This is a genomic window from Paenibacillus sp. BGI2013, from assembly GCF_002843485.1.
Lineage (GTDB): Bacteria > Bacillota > Bacilli > Paenibacillales > Paenibacillaceae > Paenibacillus > Paenibacillus amylolyticus.
On the sequence record NZ_PJFA01000002.1, the window covers coordinates 774,571 to 797,329 of the forward strand.

A 22,759-nucleotide genomic window follows, 5' to 3' on the forward strand; every position below is an offset into this window, starting at 1 on the left:
TTTACAGCGATGTGCTCTAGATATATTGAACTCAACCGCGAATGGAAGGTAGGTTGTTCTACTATCGGAGTACCAGTTTAGTTACTCGCGGTAGCTCCATTGTAATTCTCCACTAATCGCGCTTTTGTAAAGGCAACCATTTCAATACATCCTGAATCTTGGCATCCCAGTAGCCCCACTCATGTTCACCAGGCCCTTCCTCGTATGTCAGTTCGAAGTTCGTCTGTTCACAGGCTTGACGGAAGGTTTGATTATCCTCATACAGGAAATCTTCCGTTCCGCAGCATTGGTAGAGCAAAGGTCGAGGACTTTCGCTAGATTGGCTTTCTTTTAACAGATGAATCAGATCATTCTCAGTGCCTGCCACCTGTGGTCCGAAAATCCGTTGTAACTCCGTCTGTTGCAATGCAGAGGATGCGTTTCTATCCATATGTGCAGACATATCGAGTGCTCCAGACAAACTGGCAGCAGCCGCATATTGATCTGGTTTACGAAGGGCCAGCTTGAACGCCCCATAGCCACCCATGGATAATCCGGCAACGAAGTTGTCCTCCCGTTGATCTGACAGCGGGAAGAAAGAACGAGCAAGTGCCGGCAGTTCTTCACTGATAAAGCTCCAATAACGTCCGCCTTCTACCATATCTGTATAGAAGCTGCGGTGTACCTGTGGCATAACAACGGCGATCCCGAGGTTGGCCACATAACGTTCGATGGAAGTCCGGCGCAGCCAGATGGAATCATCATCAGACAGACCGTGCAGCAGGTACAGGGTTGGGTGTAGTCCTTTGCCAGTCACATTCTCCATACCGATCTGATTGTGGGTTTGTTGCGGCAGAATGACATGCATGCTGGTGCTAAGCCCGAGCGTATCCGAGTAAAAATCACATTTAATAAGTGCCATGAGTATAAGAAACCCCTTTCATAAGTTCGTTAACCACGTGTTCTGACATGAGACGATGGGATGAAATCGGATGCCTAGGCCTCCAAAGTGTTTATATGTAACAGGTTATACGCATTACGCTTCCATTGCAATAACAAGATCTACAGTAGAAAACAAAGAATTTCACACCAGTGGTTAAAGTGGAAATCTGTAATCTGATCATCGATTTTTCAATGTAGTTTACAACGTAACAATGTTATGTTACACTCATTTCAATAAAAAGGGGGACCATATATGACAGATGATTTGATCTCCAAGAAAGAATTGTTGGACCTGACAGGAATCTCATACGGCCAGTTATACCGCTGGAAGCGGAAAAATCTCATTCCGGAAGAATGGTTCATTCGGAAGTCGTCCTACACCGGACAAGAGACCTTTTTTCCCAAACAACAGATTTTACTGCGCATTGACAAGATTCTCAATATGAAAGACGGATTATCGCTGGATGAGCTGGCAGACGTGTTCTCACCTACGTTGGGTGAAGTAGAGATGTCTGCACAGCAACTATTAGAGCGAAACATTGTTTCACAAATCTCGCTGGATCTGTTAAAAGAAGCAGGTCGAGAACAACCGCTGTATGCTTTGGAGCAGATTATGATGCTCTACGTCCTTGATAAGCTGTTAATGAGCGGAGATATTACTCGGCAAGAGGGTGCGTTGCTGATCGAAGTGATGTCCGAACATTATTACCGTTTTACAGGCAAACCCAGCGAACTCGTGCTTATTCGTAAGATGGGTGTTCCTTCATTCATGCTGGTAACAGCAGGAACGGAGTTTTATTTTGACAATGGTGTGAAAGTGGTTCTTAGGCAGCCGATGGGAACATTTATGGAAGAATTAAAACTCAAATTGGGATAAGGAGAGGATCATCTATGGAAGAGCGGAATAAGCGGAATGATCTGAATGTGGCGGGCATAAGTCAAACGGCAGGCGGGAATTTTCACCGTGTATCTATCGATGGCATGGCTAAGGTGAACGGCAACCTGGACTGCACCTCTATGGAAGTGAATGGAACATTGAAGATGCACGGCGCTTTGACCTCCGAGAGTGTAGCGATTAACGGCATGTGCACGTTGAATGGACCTCTGACCAGTTCTCGTGTCCGGGTGGATGGCATGACGACGATTAACGGAGATCTCCATAGCCCTGAACTTGAAGTGAACGGAAAGTGTACCGTACGTGGAAGAGTAGATGGGGAACGAATTGATATTGGCGGTGTGATCGATATTGAAGGGGATGTCCAATGTGAGTCCCTGAATGTACGGGGCAATATTAAGATCAGCGGTTTACTGAATGCGGGAACAGTGGAGATCAGGCTGCATACATCTTCTTCGGCTAAAGAGATTGGCGGAGAGCGTATCGATATTCGTCGCAAGGAACAACAGAATGGATTTTGGAAAAGTATTGGTCTGGGCGGGACCCCTTCATTTAAGACATCCTTAATTGAGGGTGATGAGATTGTGCTGGAAGATACCGAAGCTGACATTGTTCGGGGGAGTAACATTTTTATCGGTCGCGGCTGTAACATCAGACTGGTTGAGTATTCAGGTGAACTTGAGGTAGATCAGGATGCCAAGGTGGGCAGCAGTCAGCGAATTTAAAGTTTGCATATGGAGAGAAAGGGATGGGATCGACATGAATAACAATCCGGGGCGTTCATTGGACAAAAAAATGGATATCAGCATCGTTGGTGATGGCAGTTCTTCTGGTGGCGTGTACGGCAAGATCAAGGTCGTAGGGGACGCGTCCTTTAACGACAATCTATCTTGTGATCGATTCAAATGTACGGGTACATCGGTCATATACGGATCGCTTGAATCCACAGATATTAAAATTACCGGAACCCTGACTCTAACAGAGCGAGAGACCAGCAACGATGGTGAGGATGGAATCCAGGCATCTGGCCTGCGTGCCAAAGCTGAGCATATAAAAGTGGTCGGTGAACTTTATCTGTCAGGGGATTGTCAGGCGGAAAATATCAAGCTGAACGGCCGTTTGACGATAGCTGGGATGCTCAGCGCTGAACACATGACGCTCAAAATCATGGGTCCATCCGAGGTCAAGGAAATGGGCGGTTCCATCATCTCGGTGAAGAGTGGCCGGTTGAATGACTTGTTTACGGGGAATAAATCAATTCTCAAGGCACAGATTATCGAAGGTGATGACATTGAATTAGAGAATACGGAAGCCGAGATTGTCCGTGGCGATAAAATAAAAATCGGTCCTGGCTGCCGGATTGGTACAGTGGAATATCGTTCATCTCTGCAAATTCATCCGCAATCGGAAGTTTTGCTGCAAAGCAATCGGTCCTTGGACTGATTAACGCAGACTTCTTTTCGGATATACTAATGCAGTCATATGAATAGAGCGTGAATGGAGAGATTGAGTACAATGGCTGCACGTAAAAACAGTATTGGATTGGTGCTGGCAGGGTTACTGCTCAGCATACTAATGGCTTCGATGGATAATACCATCGTGGCAACAGCTATGGGGGATATTGTCGGGAAGCTGGGTGGGCTCGACAAGTTCGTCTGGGTTACCTCCGCGTACATGGTGGCTGAGATGGCAGGGATGCCGATCTTTGGTAAGTTATCCGATATGTATGGACGGAAGAAGTTTTTTGTATTTGGTATTATTGTGTTTATGCTTGGCTCAGCGCTGTGCGGAACGGCAACGTCTATTGTGGAATTGACGATGTACAGAGCGATTCAAGGTATTGGTGCGGGGGCCCTGGTGCCGATTGCCTTTACGATCATGTTTGATGTCGTTGCACCAGAATCTCGTGGTAAATTGGGTGGATTGTTTGGAGCCGTCTTTGGCCTCTCCAGCGTATTCGGACCTCTGCTCGGTGCTTACATTACCCAGTATGCGACATGGGAATGGGTATTCTATATCAACCTGCCGCTAGGCTTGATTGCATTTGTGTTCATTGCGTTCTTTTATAAAGAATCCCATCAGCATCAATCCCAACAGATCGACTGGCTGGGTGCTGTAACACTGATCGGTGCTGTTGTGTGCCTGATCTTTGGTCTGGAACTGGGCGGCAAAACATTTGCCTGGGGTTCGTGGCAGATTCTTGGCTTGTTTGCCGGATTTGTAGCATTAGCGCTGCTCTTCCTTTTTGCAGAAACCAAAGCCAAAGAACCAATCATCTCCTTCAGCATGTTCCGCAACCGGGTCTACTGGTCCAGTAACGTTATTGGTATGTTCAGTGGTGCGGCGTTCATTACAGCATCCGTGTACATTCCGATCTTCATACAGGGGGTACTTGGTGGTAAAGCGACCAACTCCGGTCTTGTGTTGCTACCCATGATGCTTGGGTCCGTTGTGACGGCGTCCTTGGGCGGGGTGCTGATGACCAAAATCAAGTATCGTAATATCATGATCCCTACGTTAGCTTTACTTGTCATTGGACTTGGATTGCTGACCACACTGGATGAGAATTCTTCCCTTTGGACGATACGTATCTACATGGTGATGGTTGGTCTGGGTGTCGGTGCGTCGTTCTCTGTACTTAGCAATGCAGCCATGAACGCATTTGAACCGCAAAGGCGCGGAGCAGCAAGCTCCACACTTAACTTTTTGCGGTCCCTCGGCATGACGATGGGCATTACGATCTTTGGTATCGTACAGAGCCAGGTATTTACGCGTAAAATGAACGATGCTCTCGCTGGTTCAGCTGCGGAAGCAGGCGGTGCTTCAGCGGGTGGCGTGCCGCAGGGAGTGGATCTGACCGATCCACATGCGCTGCTCTCACCAGAACTTAGACAGGCGATTCCGCCTCAGGTGCTGGATACCATCACACATGCCCTGTCCTCTTCCATCGTGCAGTTATTTGCCTGGGCTGTCATTCCGGCTGCACTCGCGTTGGTCGCTTCCTTCTTCATGGGGAAAGAGAAGATGGTTGTAGGCGAAGAGCAAGGCGAATACACCGGCGGTCACTAAACCGTAATGCAGTAAACTAACTATAAGTTAAGGTAGTACAGCTGATCGTAGCTTGGTAAAACTCGAATAACATATCTTAAACCATGAAAAGACACACTTCTCGCGTATCCTTAAAAGGGACGGGAAGTGTGTCTTTTTGTTTTCGTAGGATCAGTTTATCCTAGAATGCATGAATTACAGATTGAACTCTTTTGGCTGCTTCAGAAAAGGAGCCTAAGGCTGTTTCGTATCGCTAATCCCGTCCTCGACCACAGAAGGCCCTTGCGGGTCAGGTAGGCTGCTATGACCGGATCGGGCAATTAGACGATTCTGAGCTTTGTAAGTGTCCCGTGTAATCGTTTTGGATTCGACCACTTTGCCGTCCAGCCTCTTGGTTCTTACCGTCTCCACAATATATCCAGGCTGTCCGTCTTGCAGCACCTGCTGTGCACCATCAGGCAGTACAGTACTGGACACATACTTTACCGGAACACTTAATGTTTCAATGGTGCGAGATTCAAGTGCATAGCTGACATTCTCTGGGAAGGTGCCGAAAAATTTCACCATCAATTGATGGTTCTTCACCTCTGCATGAATGAGTAAGGACTTGCCTGTATTGTTCTTGAAGCGAAAATTGATGGCTCCCGAGGCAAAGGTGGCATCCAGTCCTTTGGGCAAATATTTGACCGGCAGGGAATGGTTGCGACGCTCAATAATATCAAGACCCGTCAATAGCGCTGCGTTATACACCGTACTGGATACCTGACAGATTCCCCCGCCAATTCCGGGGGTTAGTCTGCCATTAACAATGACCGGGGCCTCACGAAACCCATACTCCTTTTCAGCTTGACGGACGACCTTTTCATAATCAAATGTGGCATCTGGTGGCAAAATCATGCCGTTAATCGCTTCCGCTGCTGCGCTGACATTATGTATCCGGCCTTCACTACTATTGCCCAGACCCGTGGAGAACTGGATGATCTTTCGGTCAATGCCTTCCTGGCGCAGCGAATCAAGAGTTACTTCAGGTTTCAGCGTATACAGTGGTACCTGGATCAGCAATGGGGCGGGTTTTTCATCCGGGTTCAGTACACTGAAATCTCGGTGCAACTTGGTCTGAATGAGACTTGTGAGTGTATCCCAATCAATGCGGCGGACGCCCTTTTCCGGGATATACTGGACTTTATCACTTGTGGTAATGCGGCGAACAGCGTCCGCAGGTGTACCGAAGGTTTCTTTTTCCCAGGCAGGGCTGAGATGTTCTTGGAGTGGTCTTGAGTTATAGGTCATATCGAGAGAGAACTCTTTCGGAAAATGATAACGTGCATAAGCGCGTTCCCACAGGTTACCTTCCTCCAGCTGCTGTATCGCGGATTTCAAGCTGTTAACGTTGTAGCTCACCCCCACCTGAGCTGCGGTATACGACATCGTCTGGGGGTTGGGTTCAGTCACTTCAAAGGTGACAGGCCAGTCCTCCAGCTTTTGGATCTGTTCATCCAATTCATGCAATACGTCCTTGCGATTCTTCCCCTCTACCAGCATGCCGCCAACATGGACATCTTTGGGCAGGGCAGGTTGATTCACGTACATATACAGCAATCCATAAGACGCGGAGCCGATCAAGAGGATGGAGAATAGAACAATGACCGTCAAATGTATTTTTTTCATAACCGTACGCTCCTTTATACTTCGGTTGTTCCCGACTTTGTAACACTTTCTATATATATGATCCAATGCAGGAAAACTTTCGGGTACTCAATAGGTAACAAATTTGTTACAATAAACTTCATATGAATCCATGCTTCACCATTGAAACAGGAACGAAGTGGATTTTTTCCTGATGAAATTCAGGTCTTTTTAAAGGAAATGCCGGGATTGTGTCGAAATTATAATGGCTAACTATGCGAGCAGGAAGTGATGATGTGATAGAAATGCAGGACGTGTGGAAGACCTACGCCAATGGGACCCACGCATTACAAGGGGTGTCGGTGAAGATCGACCGCAATGAATTTGTTTATATCGTCGGTCCGTCCGGCGCAGGTAAATCGACATTTATGAAATTGATGTACAGAGAAGAAGTTCCGACCAAAGGACAAATATCCATTAACGGATTTAATATTGGTAAGTTAAAGCCAAGAAAGATTCCTTATGTGCGTCGTAACATCGGCGTTGTGTTCCAGGATTTTCGTCTGTTGCCACGGATGACAGCATTTGAGAATGTGGCATTTGCGATGGAAGTTATTGAAGCGCCGAAGCGTCATATCAAAAAACGGGTGATGGAAGTGCTCGACTTGGTGGGACTGCGGAGTAAGGCAAATCGTGAACCTTCACAGCTCTCGGGTGGAGAACAGCAGCGTATTGCTATTGCACGGGCTATCGTCAATAACCCATCGGTTATTATCGCGGATGAGCCTACAGGTAACCTCGATCCGGAGACGTCGTGGGGCATTATGCAACTGCTGGATGAGATTAATTTCCGGGGAACAACCATTGTTATGGCAACCCACAACAAAGATATCGTGAATACGATGCGTAAGCGGGTAATTGCGATTGAACGTGGACAGATTGTACGGGATCAGATGAGAGGGGAATACGGTTATGAATTTTAGTACTCTCTTGCGCCATCTGCGGGAGGGATTCAAAAACGTATTCCGCAACGGCTGGATGTCTGTAGCCTCCATCATGTCCATCATTGTGTCGTTATTTATTCTTGGTGTGTTTATGTTGCTTGTGCTCAATGTGAACTCCATGGCGAATCAGGTTGATAGCCAAGTGGAGATCAGCACGTTCCTCGAACTGAATGTGGACGAGAACCTGCGTAACACGTTGGAGAAAGAAATCAGTGCGATGCCTGAAGTAAGTGAGATTCGTTTTGTTTCCAAGGAAGAAGGACTCAAGGAGTTCCGTGAGCGTCTTGGAGAGAGCGCAGATAACGTGCTTAGCGGTTTCGATGTGGACAACAACCCACTGCCGGAGACCATTGAAGTTGAGGTCATTGAACCGGAAACCGTCACTTTTGTGGCGCAAAAAATCGAAGCTTTGAACGAAAAACACCCGGAGAAGCCGATCATGAAAGTGAACTACGGCAAGGAAACGGTGGAAGTGTTGTTCAAATTTACGAAGCTTGTTCGTAACATCGGATTTATTTTTGTTGGGGGACTGGGTCTGATGTCCATGTTCCTGATCTCGAATACGATTCGCGTAACGATTCTGGCACGTCGCCGGGAGATCGGAATTATGAAGCTGGTTGGCGCAACCAATACCTTTATTCGCTGGCCTTTCTTTATTGAAGGTGCACTCATTGGATTTATTGGCTCGGTCATTACGGTTGGTGTGCTGTTTGTTGGATACAGCCAGTTGATGAAGACGATTGGTCAGGATGTCTTCATGCAGATGCTTAACTTGATTCCGCTCGGCGAAATCTGGGGGCTGTTTGGAACACTGTTGATCGGACTTGGTGTGCTGGTAGGTATTTTGGGAAGTACGCTGTCCATTCGGAAATCACTCAACGTTTAATTTTGTTTTCAACGATCGAATTGCAGAATATGTCGAAAAGAATGGTAAAGCAGGTTCATTAATGGACGCTGTTTGACGATATGTAGGAAAGACGGAGTCTTTTAAGATTGAAGAAAGCAAAGAACATGCTGTTCACCACCTGTGCAGGTTGCTTTCTTGTGAAATCATAGGATGGGGGATCATCATTTTGAAAAAAACCGCTTCGCTGCTGGCCTTTACGTTATTGGCCAGTTTGACGCTTCAACCTTCTGACGGATATGCCAAGAGTAGCATCAGCGATATTGACCAACAGATTCAGCAACTGGAGAGCAAGGCGGCTTCTGCCAAGCAGGAGCAAAAAAAAGCGGCTTCCAACAAAAAGGAAGCACAGCATTACAAGAACAAAACCAACGCTTATCTGAAGGTTGTCATGGAACAGATCAATGTCGTTAGTGATGAACTGGCCAGTGTATCCTTGCAGATCGAGAACACGGAGGAAGATCTCCGTACAACAAAAAAAGATCTGCAAGCGGCAGAAGAACGCATTGTTGCAAGGGAGAAATTGTTGGAGTCACGCGTACGCCTGATGTATACGGACGGTGCTGTATCCTATCTGGATGTATTGTTGTCCTCTACTAGCTTCACTGACTTCCTGACCCGTGCGGATTCACTCAAAACGATTGTGGATCAGGATCAGCATCTGCTGGATGAGCACAAAGCGGACAAGCAACTGGTCGTGGACAAAAAGGCAGAATTGGATGTGCAATATGCGGAAGCCAAGAGTCTGTATGCACAGAAGAAACAGCGCAAGTCCCAATTGAATGAAAAAGAAGCGGAAAAGCAAGTGCTTCTCGCTTCATATGATGCTAAAATTGAAGAGTCAGAAGAGCTGACACAAGAGCAGGAAGATGTATTAATGCAGATTGCCAGCAAACGTTCGGCACTTCTTCAAGAGAAAAATAAATTGCGTGAACAGCAGGCAGCAGCCGCAGCCAAAGCAAAAGCCGCAGCAGCGGCTCGGGCGAAAGCTGCAGCCAAGGCGCCTACTAGAGTGAGTTCGGATAGTAGCAGTGAGGTCACGTATTCATCCGGTAATGGTATCTTCTCAAGACCGGTATCTGGAGGACGTATTTCTTCTGGATTCGGCCCCCGTACCCATCCAATTACGGGCGTAGTGGGTAAAATGCATGCCGGTGTCGATTTTGCTGTTCCTCAGGGAACTTCGGTTCACGCTGCTTCTGGCGGAATCGTGATCATGGCTGAATGGTATAGCGGTTATGGTTATACGGTTATTGTGGACCACGGCGGTGGACTATGGACGTTATATGGTCACTTGCGCGAAGGTGGATTCAAAGTCAGCAAGGGAGACACAGTAAGCAGAGGGGATACCATTGCGGAGTCAGGAAATACAGGGAACTCTACTGGACCTCACTTGCATTTTGAAGTGAGAGACAACGGTACTGCTGTAAATCCGATGAACTATTTGTAATTATTGCTCCATCGTTCGAATGGAAAAAACATATTCCGTACAAGCTAGACATATACTAAGCTGGCATGTTCAGGGAATGGATTCTGGCAACAATGGAATCGGACACGCTTCAAAACTAAAGGCGGTGACAAACGGATGATGAAGAAAAGATCGGCGCTACTGCTTGTCATTGTGGGTCTCCTTGGCGGTAGTTTACTAACCCTGGTATTAATGACGTATCCGGGAATAGCGAGCCAGGCCACACCGGGCGAAGGTTTGCTGGCCAGTGTAACCGGTAATACACAGCAGAAGAACGATTTGAAGAAGATTGAAACCGCGATGGATTTGATCTCAAGCAACTATTATAAAGATGTGGATCAGACCAAATTGATTGACGGTGCGATCAACGGCATGATGGAATCACTTGGTGATCCGTACTCCAACTATATGGGGCAGGAAACGGCTGCTCAGTTTGAAGAGTCGATCGAAGGTTCCTTTACCGGTATTGGCGCAGAGGTATCCTCACAGGATGGAAACGTTGTTGTTGTTTCCCCAATCAAAGGATCTCCTGCCGAGAAAGCGGGTATTCGTGCAAAAGACATGATTATGTCGGTCAACGGCGAATCCTTGCAAGGTTTGGAACTGAACAAGGCTGTTAACAAAATCAGAGGTCCCAAGGGCAGTGAAGCGAAGGTACAAGTTAAACGTGCTGGATCTTCCGAGCTGATTGATTTTGTGATTGTACGTGATGATATTGATCTGGAGACCGTATATGCTCACATGGAGGATGGCGGAATTGGCGTTATTGCCATTACTCAATTCTCTTTGAATACAGGCGATCGCTTTAAGGAAGAGTTGGCGAAGCTTGAGAAGCAGAACATGAAAGGTCTGGTCATCGACGTACGGAATGACCCAGGCGGTGTATTGCAAGTTGTTATTGATATTGCTGAACAGTTTGTTCCTAAAGGCAAGGTTATTGTGCAAGTTGAAGACAAGAACGGCAAAAAGGAACAAAGTAAATCCAATGGATCAGCCAAAGCTTACCCAGTCACAGTCCTGATGAACAAAGGCAGTGCGAGTGCGTCGGAGATTTTGGCCGGTGCATTACAACAGTCAGCAGGTGCTAAGTTGATTGGTGAAAACTCTTTTGGTAAAGGAACCGTCCAGACGAGTTATGACAAGCAGATGGGTGATGGCAGCTTGCTGAAGATCACTATTGCCAAGTGGCTCACTCCGAACGGAGACTGGATTCATGAAAAAGGAATCAAACCGGATATTGCGGTAGACCAGCCGGATTATTTCTCGGTGGCACCGATTAACAAAGAGAAGTTACCACTGAAATATGACAGCAATAGCTCGGATGTGAAAAGTGCGCAGACGATGCTGAGAGGACTCGATTTCAAACCGGATCGTGTGGATGGATACTACGACCAGAAGACGGAAGAAGCGGTCAAGGCATTCCAGAAGCAAAAAGGCATTCAGGCTACAGGCCAGATTGACGAGAAAACCGCTGAATCACTGGAAGCGGCTCTGATTGAACGTATTGCCAATCCTCAATATGATGCACAGCTGAAACGCGCGATCGAAAATGTCTCAAAGGATATTTCGTCCGCTGTGTCGAAGCCATAAAGAAGGCTGATTTTCAGCCTTCTTTTTTTCTGAACCGGCTGAAAGAGAGGGGTGACCGACCACAATGGAATGGGTATGGCCGTGGTTAACTACATTAGGGGAAGCTTTGTTGCAGTTGTTTATTCAGCCGTTTTATTATATTGCGGTGATCCTGATTGCGCTGATCTATCATCGTCAATTACTGCAGGAGCGTAAATTGTTCCATGTTCGTTTGCAAAGCTCGATAACACAGACGATTCGTGCCGTGCTCGGAGGCATACTCATTGGTACCATCGTCTCGATTGTGTCCCTATTCCTCGGTGCACATCTTACACTGGGAAGCCTGATATGCATATGGGCTGCAACATTAATTCTATCCTTGTTCCGTATCCGGTATCTGTGCTTTGCTTATGCGGCCGGGTTACTGGGTGTGCTACAATTTGGTTTGAATGTGGCTTCAGGCTGGCAACCATCGGGTTGGATGGGCACTATCACGGAAACGCTACGTACCCTGGATATGCCTGCACTGCTTGTCCTGGCTGCCCTTCTACATATGGGTGAAGCCTTGTTGGTACGCATGCAGGGGGTATCGATGGCATCACCACTTCTCTTCGAGGGAAAACGCGGGAAACTGGTTGGTGGATATCAATTGCAGCAGTTCTGGGCCATTCCTCTACTGATTCTTGTTCCAGTCACAGGAGGTGGCGCGGAGCTGGCATGGAATCCACTGATGAATGCAGGTCATAGTTACATGCTGGTTGCGTTGCCGATTATGCTCGGATTTGGTGAGATAACGCAGAGTATGCTTCCGGGACAAAAGGTACAGATCTCATCCAAGCGGTTGATGATATACGGGGCAACTTTGCTCGTGTTCAGTTTGCTTGCTGCATGGTGGTCTCCACTTATGGTGGTTGCTGCGCTGATCGCATTTATTGGACATGAATTTCTGGTATGGTACAGCGCGTTTGAAGAGCAAAACCGCAGTCCGGTATTTGTCCATCCGCAGCATGGGTTGAAGGTATTGGCTGTTATTCCGGAGAGCCCTGCTGCAGATTTGGGGATTGAAGCAGGAGAGACATTGTACAAGGTGAATGGTAAGTTGGTTCATTCACCGGAAGAGTTACATCGTGCCCTGCGGATGAACCCGGCTTTTTGCAAACTTGAGGTGCGAAATCACCAGGGAGAAAGCAAGTTCATGCAACGAGCGATCTATGAAGGGGAGCATCATCAGCTTGGTGTCATTATGGCACCGGACAATCACGAGGTCTGGGCGATTCGGTTACGTCCACTGACGTTGTTCCATATCATCAACCTCAAATTGTTTGCCCGTCTGAAAAAACCACTCAGGGACGAAGCTCCCTTGGCGTTACCGCCAGCCCCTGTGGGCAGTGATAAAGGGTCCATAGAGATGTAACAACTAAGCATACGTGATGAAGTATGTTGCATAAATAAAACAAAGAAAAAGGTATTTCCTAACGCCGTCACAGGCAAGGGAAATACCTTTTTTTGTTATTGTTTTAACATAAAGATGGCGATTTGGGTCCGATCACGCAAGCTCAACTTACCGAGAATATCCGTGACATAGTTTTTGACGGTGCCTTCACTGAGGAACAGTTTGGCGGCAATTTCCTTATTGGACAACCCCTCCGATATGGCCTCGGCAACCGCCAACTCCATACGTGTCAGTCCATAGGCTTCGATTGGATTCTGTGTCAGGGAAATTGCAGCGGGACGAAGAAGGCCTGCCAATTTGCGGGCAATATCCGGATGAATTAACATATCACCGTTATGTACGGTCTTGATGCCTTGAATGATCCGCTCGGGGGGGACATTTTTGAGCAAATAACCGCTTGCTCCATTCTGTAATGCCTGAATAATATACTCATCGTCGTCAAACGTAGTTAGCATGAGCACCTGGATTTCAGGAAAACGTGCCTTGATGCGTTTGGTACCTTCAACTCCGTCACATTCCGGCATCCGAATATCCATTAAAACCACGTCCGCAGACGTCCCTGATTCAAGCAATTCCAACGCTTCCTGCCCATTTGAGGCCGTGCCTGTAACGAAAATGCCGGAGCCCAGTCCAAGCAACACTTTCAGGCTCTCACGAATGAAGTAATCATCGTCTGCGAGAATCAGCCGAATAAGTGGGAGCTGGCCTGAATCATTCTTGTTGTTCACATCATTACGTTCGGACATGAGAATATTCACTTCCTTTTTCAGAGTATATTCAACTGGTTCGTTATTGGAATGCGTGTAATCACTGTATACGGATAAGCCGATTGAATCTCCAAGGTTCCTTCCACCATTTGTGTGCGCAGAAGCATACCTTCCTGTCCTATGCCGTTTCGCTTGGAAGAAGGAGGATTGATTTTGCCATCATTACTCACACTCATACACACTTCTTGATCCCCGAATACCAACTCCACTGTGATCGAAGAAGCATTTCCGTGTCGCAGGGCATTGGTCAGGGCTTCTTTGGCATTTTTGAACAAAACGATTTGTATGCTGGGATACAGCACATGGGATGGGCCATGAACTTCATAATTTGTCTTCACGCCGGTATCTCTGCCCACTTCCTCTAGAAGACGATCCAGGGCGTAGGCTTCGGATGCATAGGAATTAGGTTGCAGTTTGTGCAGTGTGCTGCGCATATCATCCATACTATTGGCCAATTGATCGCGAATCTGTCTCACCATTTCCGTTCCTTGTTCCATATTCAGGGGAAGGGTCAGCAGGGCGGCTTCCGACATCATTTTGGTGCGAATCAGTCGATGCCCGATATCGTCATGAAGCTGTCTGGAGATACGGGTACGTTCCTCTGCCTGAGCCACTCCTTCAAGTTGCTTTGTAAATAACAGCAGCTGCGCACGAGTTTCTTGTAGCTCGTAATGTTTGCTGCGAAGTTCGTCATAGACTTGTTCCAGTTGTCCGCGGCTGTTCGCCGTTCTTGATCCCTGCCAGGACAGAGCAGCTGTGATGAGCAGAAGCAGGTTGCCGAGAACCATCGCAGTTGTCTCTGTGGAGAGTAATGTAGTGTCGGTTGTAGTTAGTGTGGTTAACCCTGGCTGCGATGCCTGTGGGACAGAATAATGCCAATGCAAAGCGACATTGTTAGCGACAAGCTGAATTGCAAACATCAACCATCTCCGACTTCCCACCAGTCTGTATATACACACGTAGAGCACGGATAGAGAGAGGAAAAACATAAATGGTCCATACGAAGCAATCAGCCAGCAGCTCCAGAGTATTTCGGCCAGAAGCAACAGCCATTGCTGTGTACTTGAACGGTTGAAATCTTTCCACACGGAGAGTCCAAGCGCGATGATGATATACAGGGTGTAGACGGCTTCATTTTCCAAGGGCAGCATCAACATGTACAGTACTGCTGGAACGATAATTAATCCGTATTGCAGAAACCGCATCGGCATATGTAAATGACATCCTTTATATAAAAAGTGAAATAGAAAATCTCTTGGTAATGCGCCCTTGATTATACCATAAGCAGCATTCGAATCAGGAGATGACTTAAGTCACCTTCGATTCATGACTTTCTGTACCTTCGCTACAAATTGCTATCCGTTACAATAAAATTATGAAATCCAGCGGCGAAGGCCGAAACGGAAAAGGGGCGTAAAAGGGATGGGTATACTTGAAGTAGATCATGTAGTAAAACGATACGGCAGCAAGCTGTCCGTGGATCATTTGAACCTTAGTGTTGGCAAAGGCGAGATTTTTGGATTGCTTGGTCCCAATGGAGCAGGAAAAAGTACCACCATCAGCATGATTGCAGGGCTCCTGAATATGGATCAGGGTGAGATCAGATTAGATGGGATCTCGGTCAAGGAGCGACCGCTTGAAGTAAAGCGCAAGATCGGACTCGTTCCGCAGGATCTGGCTTTATACGAAACCATGTCTGCTGCGGAGAATGTGACCTTTTTTGCCAGACTGTATGGACTACGTGGAAAATTGCTTAAGGAAAGAGTGCAGGAGTCTCTTGAATTTGTAGGGTTGCAGGATAAAGCAAAGGATGCCCCCTCGACCTTCTCTGGCGGTATGAAACGCAGGTTAAACATCGCATGTGCGATTACACATCGCCCGGATCTAATTATCATGGACGAACCGACAGTTGGCATTGATCCGCAATCTCGGAATCATATTCTTGAATCGGTACGGACACTCAACAAGATGGGTTCAACGATCATATATACAAGTCATTACATGGAGGAAGTGGCGGCGATTAGTCACCGGGTTGCGATTATGGATCAGGGGCGAATTATTGCCTGTGGGACTGAAGCAGAGCTGAGAGAACGGGTAGCATCGGAGGAAAAAGTAGTGCTCTCCACTTCCGGTATCGGTCCCGACGTCGTGGAAGAACTGAAACTTCACCCCCGTGTGCGGATGGTAGACGTTTCAGAGAATACACTGACCATTACGCTGCCTTCGGCACAGCAGGATCTCCAGGATCTGCTCTTCATTTGCAGCAAACATGAAGTAGCGATTCAGTCGCTCAAGGTTGAAGAGCCGGATCTGGAAACGTTGTTCCTCAATCTGACCGGGCGTACGCTTCGGGACTAGGGGGGAGCAAGAGATGAATATATGGCATATTTGCATCTTTGAATTAAGGCGTATTCTTAAGATTCGATCTGTGGTGTTAAACCTGTTCATTCTGCCGTTGTTACTGATTTTTATATTGGGCACGGCACTTTCCAGTACGATGGGTACGGCGGAGGATGTTATTCCGGATACTGTACGTGTGGGAATTATCCATTTGAATACTGAATCTGGTGGAGGATCAAGTACGGTTAATCAAGCGCTGGATACATTCGTTAAATCCCCGGAAGTGGCTGAGATGGTCAAGGTGCAGAACTTTACGACAGAAGAAGAGGCCGTTCATTCGCTGCGTACCGGCAAGCTGGACTTTGCTGTAATGATTCCTTCGGATTTTGAGCAAAACGTGATGATGGGGAAAGAGGCCAGGTTACAGTGGATACGAGGAAAGGACAACACACTTAATACCTTGGGTGAAACTTTGTTCACACGTTTTACGGATGAATGGAACCGACAGATGGCGATTACCAAAGTGTTCGGTCCGGAAGTAATTGCTGCCATGGCCTCTGCTTCGGAGTCCGGTGCGGCGAATTCCACCTCCATTGCTGTCACTAATCCCGGTAAGACAGGTACGGCGTATAGTGCCTCCCAATACTATGCAGCTTCCATGCTGGCAATGTTCATGTTGTACTCGGGCATGACAACCAGTACCAGCCTTTTTGGAGAACGGGATAACAAAACGTTAATTCGCCTTCAGGCTGCGCCGATAGGTAACGGAGTTATTTTCGCTGGAAAAATTGCAGGCAATAGTCTGCTCGCTTTCTTACAAGCAACAACGATCATCCTTATGACGTATTGGTTCTACGGTGTGGATTGGGGAACCCATCCTGGGTATATTGTGCTGACTTGTGTATGTATCACATTGGCCTCCATGACCCTTGGCGTGATCGTTGCACTGGTATGCAAAAGCACAGCATCGGCCAGTGCAACCTTACAAGGTATCATCGTTGCCATGACATTCATCAGTGGTGGGTTCATGCCCATTCCGATTGATTTTGTACAACGGCTTAGCCAATTTACGGTTAACCACTGGGCGCTCCAGAGTTTTCTGAGAATGATGCTGGATGCACCTGTAGCAGAGATTGTGTATAACATTCTAATGTTAGGCGTGGTATGCGCTGTATTAGTGTTCATCTCAGGGATGATCTATAGAAAGGCAGGATACCGATATGAATAGTCTACACATCGCCTGGTTGATGATTAGACGTACACTTGGCCGTAAAATGGGCTTCATTACGTTCCTGCTTCTGCCTTGCTTGGTGGTTACAGGAGCGGTTGCTCTTTTTGGAAGCGAGCAGATTACACGTACTGTTATTCCCTATGTGAATGAGGATGGAGGGGTGGCAGGGACATGGATGATTCATGAACTTGCTGGCAAAGAGGAGTATCTGCTCAAACCGATGACAAACGAAGCAGAAGTGAAGGAAGCCATCGCTCAGCAAAAAGGAAGTTCTGGCATCATCATTCCGGCACATTATACGGAGGATCTGTTACAAGGAAAGCCAACCGAAATTCAATTGGTGGAACTGCGTATAAGTGAAAGTTCCTATACCCTACGAGCAGCAGTTGAAGGTTTGACGAGCGGATTGTTACAATCTGCTTCAGCTGTTAAGGTGGCAACAGGTCCTGTCTCAAGTGAGACAGATATACTATCGAGTACACAGAAGCCATTTGAACAGCTTTTACAGGAGATAGGAAAACATCAGGTTGCTGGTGAAGTCACCGATCTTCAGATTTATCCCAAGCCAGGCCTGAACAATGTGACTGGATTTACAATCATGTTTATGATGGGGCTGCTGACCAGTGCAGTGGCTGTGATAATGGAAGATCGCAGGAAACGTACGATGGCCAGAGTATCTACGGCACCCGTCCGTGCATATGAGATTGCGCTTGGTAACTTCCTCGGTAGCTTTGTCATTGGCATGATTCAGATTGTTCTCGTTTTGGGAGTCAGCAGGTGGCTACTGCATTATGATGCCGGTATTCCTTTTGGCATTCATTTCATCATCTTGGCCGCATTCATGCTGGTTTCCATGGGGATCGCAAGTACCGTGGCAGGATTAATACGTAATCCCAAAAATGCCAACATGCTGAATTCACTTGTCATTATGCCAACTTGCATGATAGGTGGTTGTTTCTGGCCGATCTCGTTGATGCCGGATTATATGCAAAAGCTCGCCAACTTTGTTCCACAGAAATGGGCGATTCAGGCGGTGGAGACGATCTCTGCTGGCGGTACATTGTCGGATATTACATTGCCACTATTGATTTTGTTTGGCATGGCTGCCATTTTGCTGACTGTAGGCTCTGCGATTCTACGCCCTAGCCAGCCAGGAGTAGAGGCATAAGGTAATACGACATAAAAGAAAGCACGCTCTGCTGAATTGAATTCAGTTAGAGCGTGCTTTCTTTGCATAAGTAATGATGCATTATGTGAGATATTGATGATTAAGGTTGGAGTTGACGCAGGACCGTTATTTCAACCCGACGGTTCTTTTGTCTTCCCGCGGCTGTGGTATTGTCACCCGTTGGGCGAGTATCTGCATATCCGGCATACTGGAAGCCGTCCGGGTTAAGTTTCTCTGTATCCAAAAAGAATCGTAATACAGACAGTGCACGTTCTCCAGAAAGTTCCCAGTTGTCTTTGTACGTGGAATTGGCCCCGACCGGAACATTGTCCGTATGTCCTTCGATGCTGACAACGGTATTTAGATCACGGAACAGGCTGGCAAGTTTACTGAGCGTTGGTGCTGCACCATCCTTTAGAGCGGCCTGTCCCTGATCAAACAGGAAGCGGTCACTAAGTGTAATGGAGAGGCCCTGTGGCTTGTCAGCAACAAAAATCTGATTTTCCAGTTTATTATCCTCGATATATTGGGTAATCACATTGAACAGATTTTGCAATTCCTGCTCCTGTGATCTGAACTGTTCTTCCCGTTCTGTGAGGGGTTTGTTGCCATCATCTGGTGTTGCAGTTTCTTCACCTTTTGAAGGGTCTTCACCCTGCACCTCGGATGGCGGAGTCTCTGTAATCGTTTGACCGGGTTTCTCGCCGAGTCCCTCACCAAGCTCAAGGATAGAGTCGGACGCATTAAATGTATTTTGTAACGATTGAGTAACGACGTCATATTTACCGGAATCCAGATTGCTCATGGCATACATGATGACAAAGAAGATTAAAAGCAGAGTTATGAGATCGGCATAAGTAATCATCCAGCGATCTCGATGATCGATAGTTTCACGTTTTCCGCGCCGTTTACTGCGCCGACTCATCCAATCCCTCCTTTGCTAGGGGGCGTATATGCTGACGATGCGTGAGGGTGAAGGACTCCAGTCTTTTGCGTACAAGCTGGGGATTCTCACCGTTCTGAATGGCAAGTACACCTTCGAGAAGCATTTCCATGGTCTGCACTTCATCGGCACCTCTGGATTTGATCTTGGAGGCAATGGGCAAAAAGATAAGATTGGCACTGGCGACCCCATACAGGGTTGCGGTAAAGGCAACAGCAATGGCAGGTCCGAGTCCTGTGGGATCGGTCAAACTGCCAAGGACCTGAATAAGTCCCATCACGGTTCCGATGATCCCCATGGTTGGAGCGTACCCACCAGCGGATTCGAATATTTTGGCGTAACCCTCATGTTTTTGTTCAATGGAATCAATCTCCATCTCCAGGATCTGGCGAACCACATCCTGATCGGTACCATCAACAACCATCTGAATACCGTCTTGCAAAAATGGATGCGGATGATCCATAACCTTGCGTTCCAATGCAAGTACACCTGAGCGGCGTGCGATAGAAGACATCTCCACCAGTTCTTCAACCCACAAGCCTGAATCATTATTGTTACGTCCAAAAGCCATACGCAGGGCAGCTGGAATCGTACGAAGGCGATGCGCCGGGAAACTGGCAACCACAGCAGCAATCGTTCCACCGAATACAATTAAAGCAGCCGTTTTTTGCAGGAGACCAGACAATTGGCCGCCTTCCCACAAAAAACCGCTAATGACTGCGGCAATTCCGGCAATAATACCGATAAGTGTCGCAATATCCATAAATTAACCCACTCCTATCTTCATTTCACGTTTGCATCACTAAAACGAACGAGGTATAATTAAACGGGAACAAATATTCCTATTACTATAAGTTTTCCCATATGAAAATTCGGGGAACTTCGACAATATATAGTGACTATTATTTTAGACGATAGGGTGAGATACGGCAATGAGCGATATTATAATGAGCGACAAAACGTTCGAAATCGAGTCAGAGTTTTCTCCCCAAGGTGATCAGCCTGCAGCCATTATAGAATTGGTGAAGGGTGTTCAGGAGGGGAAGAGGTACCAGACACTGCTGGGTGCAACGGGTACGGGTAAGACGTTTACGATAGCCCAGACGATAGCCCAACTGCAACGTCCGACGCTGATTATTGCACACAATAAAACGTTGGCAGCGCAGCTTGCAAGTGAGTTCAAAGATTTTTTTCCTAATAACATGGTTGAGTATTTCGTCAGTTATTACGATTATTTTCAGCCTGAAGCATATATCCCATCCTCCGATACGTATATCGAGAAGGATTCAAGTATTAATGAAGAGATCGACAAACTGCGGCACGCAGCGACAAGTTCGTTGTTTGAGCGCAGGGACGTCATCATTGTAGCGAGTGTTTCCTGCATTTATGGTTTGGGTTCACCGCACTCGTATTCAAGCATGTTGCTGTCACTTCGGGTAGGCATGGAGAAACCGCGCAATCAGATTTTGTCTCGTCTGGTAGAGATCCAGTATCAGCGGAACGATATTAACTTTGTGCGGGGTACATTCCGTGTTCGTGGGGATGTTGTTGAGATTTTCCCTGCCTCCAAGGGCGAACATGCAATTCGGGTTGAGTTGTTTGGTGATGAGATCGAGAAAATTACGGAGATTGATGTGTTGACCGGAGAACTGATTGGCGAACGTGAACATATTGCCATCTTCCCGGCGTCTCACTTCGTAACCCAAGAAGAGACAATGAAGGTTGCGCTGGTGAACATTGAGCGTGAACTGGAGGAGCGTCTAGAAGTGTTGCGTGAACAGGGAAAACTGCTGGAGGCTCAGCGACTGGAGCAGCGCACAAGGTATGATATCGAGATGATGAAGGAAGTTGGATTCTGTTCGGGGATTGAGAACTATTCCGGTCCGCTGACTTTCCGCGAACGCGGCGATACCCCATACACACTGATGGATTACTTCCCGGATGACATGTTGATTGTGGTTGATGAGTCTCACGTGACTCTGCCACAGATCCGTGCGATGTATAATGGTGACCAAGCGCGGAAGACGGTATTGGTTGAACATGGTTTCCGTCTACCGTCAGCGCTGGATAATCGTCCGCTCAAATTCGAAGAGTTCGAAGGCAAGATGGATCAGATTATTTATGTATCAGCAACACCAGGCCCGTATGAGATCGAGCATACCGATACGATGGTACAACAGATTATTCGTCCAACCGGACTTCTTGATCCAATCATTGAACTGCGTCCAACAAAGGGACAGATTGATGACTTGATCGGTGAGATTAACGACCGGATTACCAAAGACGAGCGTGTGTTGATTACAACATTAACGAAGAAGATGTCCGAGGACCTGACGGATTATCTGAAGGAAGTTGGCATCAAGGTTCGCTATCTGCACTCCGAGATCAAGACATTGGAACGGATGGCGATTTTACGTGATTTAAGGTTGGGCGTTTTCCATGTCTTAATTGGAATTAACTTGCTCCGGGAAGGTCTCGATCTGCCCGAAGTTTCCCTCGTAGCTATTTTGGATGCCGATAAGGAAGGATTCCTGCGTTCCGAACGCTCACTGATCCAAACGATTGGTCGTGCGGCACGGAACAGCGAGGGTCGCGTTATTCTATATGGTGACAAAGTGACGGATTCGATGGATAAAGCGATAAAGGAAACAGAGCGTCGTCGTGCAATCCAGATCGAGTACAACGAGAAACATGGAATTACACCACAGACGATTCGCAAAAAAGTGCGTGATGTGATTGAGGCAACCAAAGTTGCCGAATCCAAGAAAGACTATCTTACAGGCGCAGCCGAGAAGATGTCGAAGAAAGATCGCCAGGCGCTTATTCAGCGCCTAGAGGTAGAGATGAAAGACGCAGCCAAAAACCTGCAGTTTGAGCGTGCTGCCGAGCTTCGCGATGCGTTGCTGGAACTTCGCGCTGAATAAGATACAGCTCATTCATATGCTCCGGTAAAGATGGATCTGTAACAAGAGAACGGCCAATTGGCCGTTCTCTTGTTGAGTAAGGAAATCATTGATATCTACCGATAATAAGAGATGTTGAAATCTTGAAATCAAGTCTATACTGATAGAAATGTTGAAATTGGTTAAAAGGTTTATAGGAAAGCAATTGGGAGTCGAGAGTGCCCCAGTGTTGACCTCGGAGCCGAGCCGAACGCAATGGCGACCTTGTCGCGAACGTGGCGAAGCCGAGAGCGCACCGGTATTGACCTTGGAGCCGAGCCAAAGGCAATGGCGACCCTGACGCGACCAAGGCGAAGCCGAGCCAAAGGCAATGGCGACCTGTCGCGAACGTGGCGAAGGCGAGAGCGTCCCGGTGTTGACCTTGGAGCCGAGCCGAAGGCAATGGCGACCTGTCGCGAACGTGGCGAAGGCGAGAGCGTCCCGGTGTTGACCTTGGAGCCGAGCCGAAGGCAATGGCGA

At 47.4% G+C, this 22,759-nt stretch carries 19 protein-coding genes; 13 read left to right on the forward strand and 6 right to left on the reverse strand.

From position 1 onward, the window contains the following. Positions 1 to 112: 112 nt before the first annotated feature. Positions 113 to 901 (reverse strand): alpha/beta hydrolase, encoded by a 789-nt coding sequence (locus tag CXK86_RS07130; protein WP_076254082.1) that lies wholly within the window; start codon positions 899 to 901, stop codon positions 113 to 115. A 273-nt stretch (positions 902 to 1,174) separates the two neighbouring features. Between CXK86_RS07130 and CXK86_RS07135 the strand changes: the two genes are divergently transcribed. The 4 genes from CXK86_RS07135 (at position 1,175) to CXK86_RS07150 (ending at position 4,885) form a co-directional block, all read left to right on the forward strand. After that, on the forward strand, positions 1,175 to 1,798 hold the full coding sequence (locus CXK86_RS07135) for a YhbD family protein (protein ID WP_036612427.1): 624 nt from the start codon (positions 1,175 to 1,177) through the stop codon (positions 1,796 to 1,798). A gap of 14 nt (positions 1,799 to 1,812) precedes the next feature. Continuing rightward, a complete protein-coding gene (locus tag CXK86_RS07140) occupies positions 1,813 to 2,541 on the forward strand; it encodes a polymer-forming cytoskeletal protein (RefSeq protein WP_036667725.1) in 729 nt (242 codons plus the stop codon). A 34-nt stretch (positions 2,542 to 2,575) separates the two neighbouring features. Further along, a complete protein-coding gene (locus tag CXK86_RS07145; RefSeq protein WP_076254084.1) occupies positions 2,576 to 3,259 on the forward strand; it encodes a hypothetical protein in 684 nt (227 codons plus the stop codon). A gap of 72 nt (positions 3,260 to 3,331) precedes the next feature. Beyond that, a complete protein-coding gene (locus tag CXK86_RS07150; RefSeq protein ID WP_076254086.1) occupies positions 3,332 to 4,885 on the forward strand; it encodes an MDR family MFS transporter in 1,554 nt (517 codons plus the stop codon). Positions 4,886 to 5,098: 213 nt separating this feature from the next. Here CXK86_RS07150 and CXK86_RS07155 read toward each other — a convergent pair whose 3' ends face one another. Continuing rightward, positions 5,099 to 6,532 (reverse strand): VanW family protein, encoded by a 1,434-nt coding sequence (locus tag CXK86_RS07155; RefSeq protein ID WP_076254088.1) that lies wholly within the window; start codon positions 6,530 to 6,532, stop codon positions 5,099 to 5,101. Positions 6,533 to 6,786: 254 nt separating this feature from the next. Here CXK86_RS07155 and ftsE point away from each other — a divergent pair, with 254 nt between their 5' ends. From ftsE to CXK86_RS07180, 5 genes are all read left to right on the forward strand, one after another. After that, entirely contained in the window at positions 6,787 to 7,473 is a 687-nt protein-coding gene (gene ftsE / locus CXK86_RS07160; RefSeq protein WP_024631580.1) for a cell division ATP-binding protein FtsE, read from the forward strand. Then, positions 7,463 to 8,380, forward strand: a complete 918-nt coding sequence (ftsX, locus tag CXK86_RS07165; protein WP_036667721.1) for a permease-like cell division protein FtsX — start codon at positions 7,463 to 7,465, stop codon at positions 8,378 to 8,380. Before ftsE ends, ftsX begins: the two co-directional genes overlap by 11 nt. A 187-nt stretch (positions 8,381 to 8,567) precedes the next feature. After that, complete coding sequence (locus CXK86_RS07170) at positions 8,568 to 9,848, forward strand: murein hydrolase activator EnvC family protein (RefSeq protein ID WP_076254090.1); 1,281 nt, start codon at positions 8,568 to 8,570, stop codon at positions 9,846 to 9,848. 135 nt (positions 9,849 to 9,983) lie between these two features. Beyond that, on the forward strand, positions 9,984 to 11,456 hold the full coding sequence (locus CXK86_RS07175; RefSeq protein WP_076254092.1) for a S41 family peptidase: 1,473 nt from the start codon (positions 9,984 to 9,986) through the stop codon (positions 11,454 to 11,456). Between the two features lie 64 nt (positions 11,457 to 11,520). Further along, positions 11,521 to 12,849: a PDZ domain-containing protein gene (locus CXK86_RS07180; protein WP_076254094.1), complete on the forward strand. Its 1,329-nt coding sequence runs from the start codon at positions 11,521 to 11,523 to the stop codon at positions 12,847 to 12,849. Positions 12,850 to 12,944: 95 nt separating this feature from the next. Here CXK86_RS07180 and CXK86_RS07185 read toward each other — a convergent pair whose 3' ends face one another. Together CXK86_RS07185 and CXK86_RS07190 are read right to left on the reverse strand one after the other, a co-directional pair. Further along, on the reverse strand, positions 12,945 to 13,634 hold the full coding sequence (locus CXK86_RS07185; protein ID WP_076254096.1) for a response regulator transcription factor: 690 nt from the start codon (positions 13,632 to 13,634) through the stop codon (positions 12,945 to 12,947). A gap of 20 nt (positions 13,635 to 13,654) precedes the next feature. Further along, positions 13,655 to 14,866, reverse strand: a complete 1,212-nt coding sequence (locus tag CXK86_RS07190) for a sensor histidine kinase (protein ID WP_076254098.1) — start codon at positions 14,864 to 14,866, stop codon at positions 13,655 to 13,657. Between the two features lie 211 nt (positions 14,867 to 15,077). Between CXK86_RS07190 and CXK86_RS07195 the strand changes: the two genes are divergently transcribed. From CXK86_RS07195 to CXK86_RS07205, 3 genes are read left to right on the forward strand one after another with little or no spacing between them, the layout of a single operon-like run. Next, entirely contained in the window at positions 15,078 to 16,013 is a 936-nt protein-coding gene (locus CXK86_RS07195; protein ID WP_036612398.1) for an ABC transporter ATP-binding protein, read from the forward strand. Positions 16,014 to 16,026: 13 nt separating this feature from the next. Beyond that, the gene (locus CXK86_RS07200) at positions 16,027 to 17,223 is read left to right on the forward strand and encodes an ABC transporter permease (protein WP_076254100.1); all 1,197 of its coding nucleotides are present in this window, start codon (positions 16,027 to 16,029) and stop codon (positions 17,221 to 17,223) included. A 19-nt stretch (positions 17,224 to 17,242) separates the two neighbouring features. Then, positions 17,243 to 18,394: an ABC transporter permease gene (locus CXK86_RS07205; protein ID WP_306821936.1), complete on the forward strand. Its 1,152-nt coding sequence runs from the start codon at positions 17,243 to 17,245 to the stop codon at positions 18,392 to 18,394. A 100-nt stretch (positions 18,395 to 18,494) separates the two neighbouring features. On the opposite strand, the gene CXK86_RS07210 is transcribed toward CXK86_RS07205, so the two are convergent. Continuing rightward, positions 18,495 to 19,319 carry an OmpA/MotB family protein gene (locus CXK86_RS07210; protein ID WP_076254105.1) on the reverse strand — a complete coding sequence of 275 codons (825 nt, stop codon included), beginning with the start codon at positions 19,317 to 19,319 and terminating at the stop codon, positions 18,495 to 18,497. Further along, a complete protein-coding gene (locus CXK86_RS07215; RefSeq protein ID WP_036612388.1) occupies positions 19,303 to 20,100 on the reverse strand; it encodes a flagellar motor protein in 798 nt (265 codons plus the stop codon). The genes CXK86_RS07210 and CXK86_RS07215 overlap by 17 nt, the downstream gene beginning before the upstream one ends. Positions 20,101 to 20,269: 169 nt before the next feature. Between CXK86_RS07215 and uvrB the strand changes: the two genes are divergently transcribed. Continuing rightward, complete coding sequence (gene uvrB, locus CXK86_RS07220) at positions 20,270 to 22,261, forward strand: excinuclease ABC subunit UvrB (RefSeq protein ID WP_047840635.1); 1,992 nt, start codon at positions 20,270 to 20,272, stop codon at positions 22,259 to 22,261. Positions 22,262 to 22,759 lie beyond the last annotated feature (498 nt).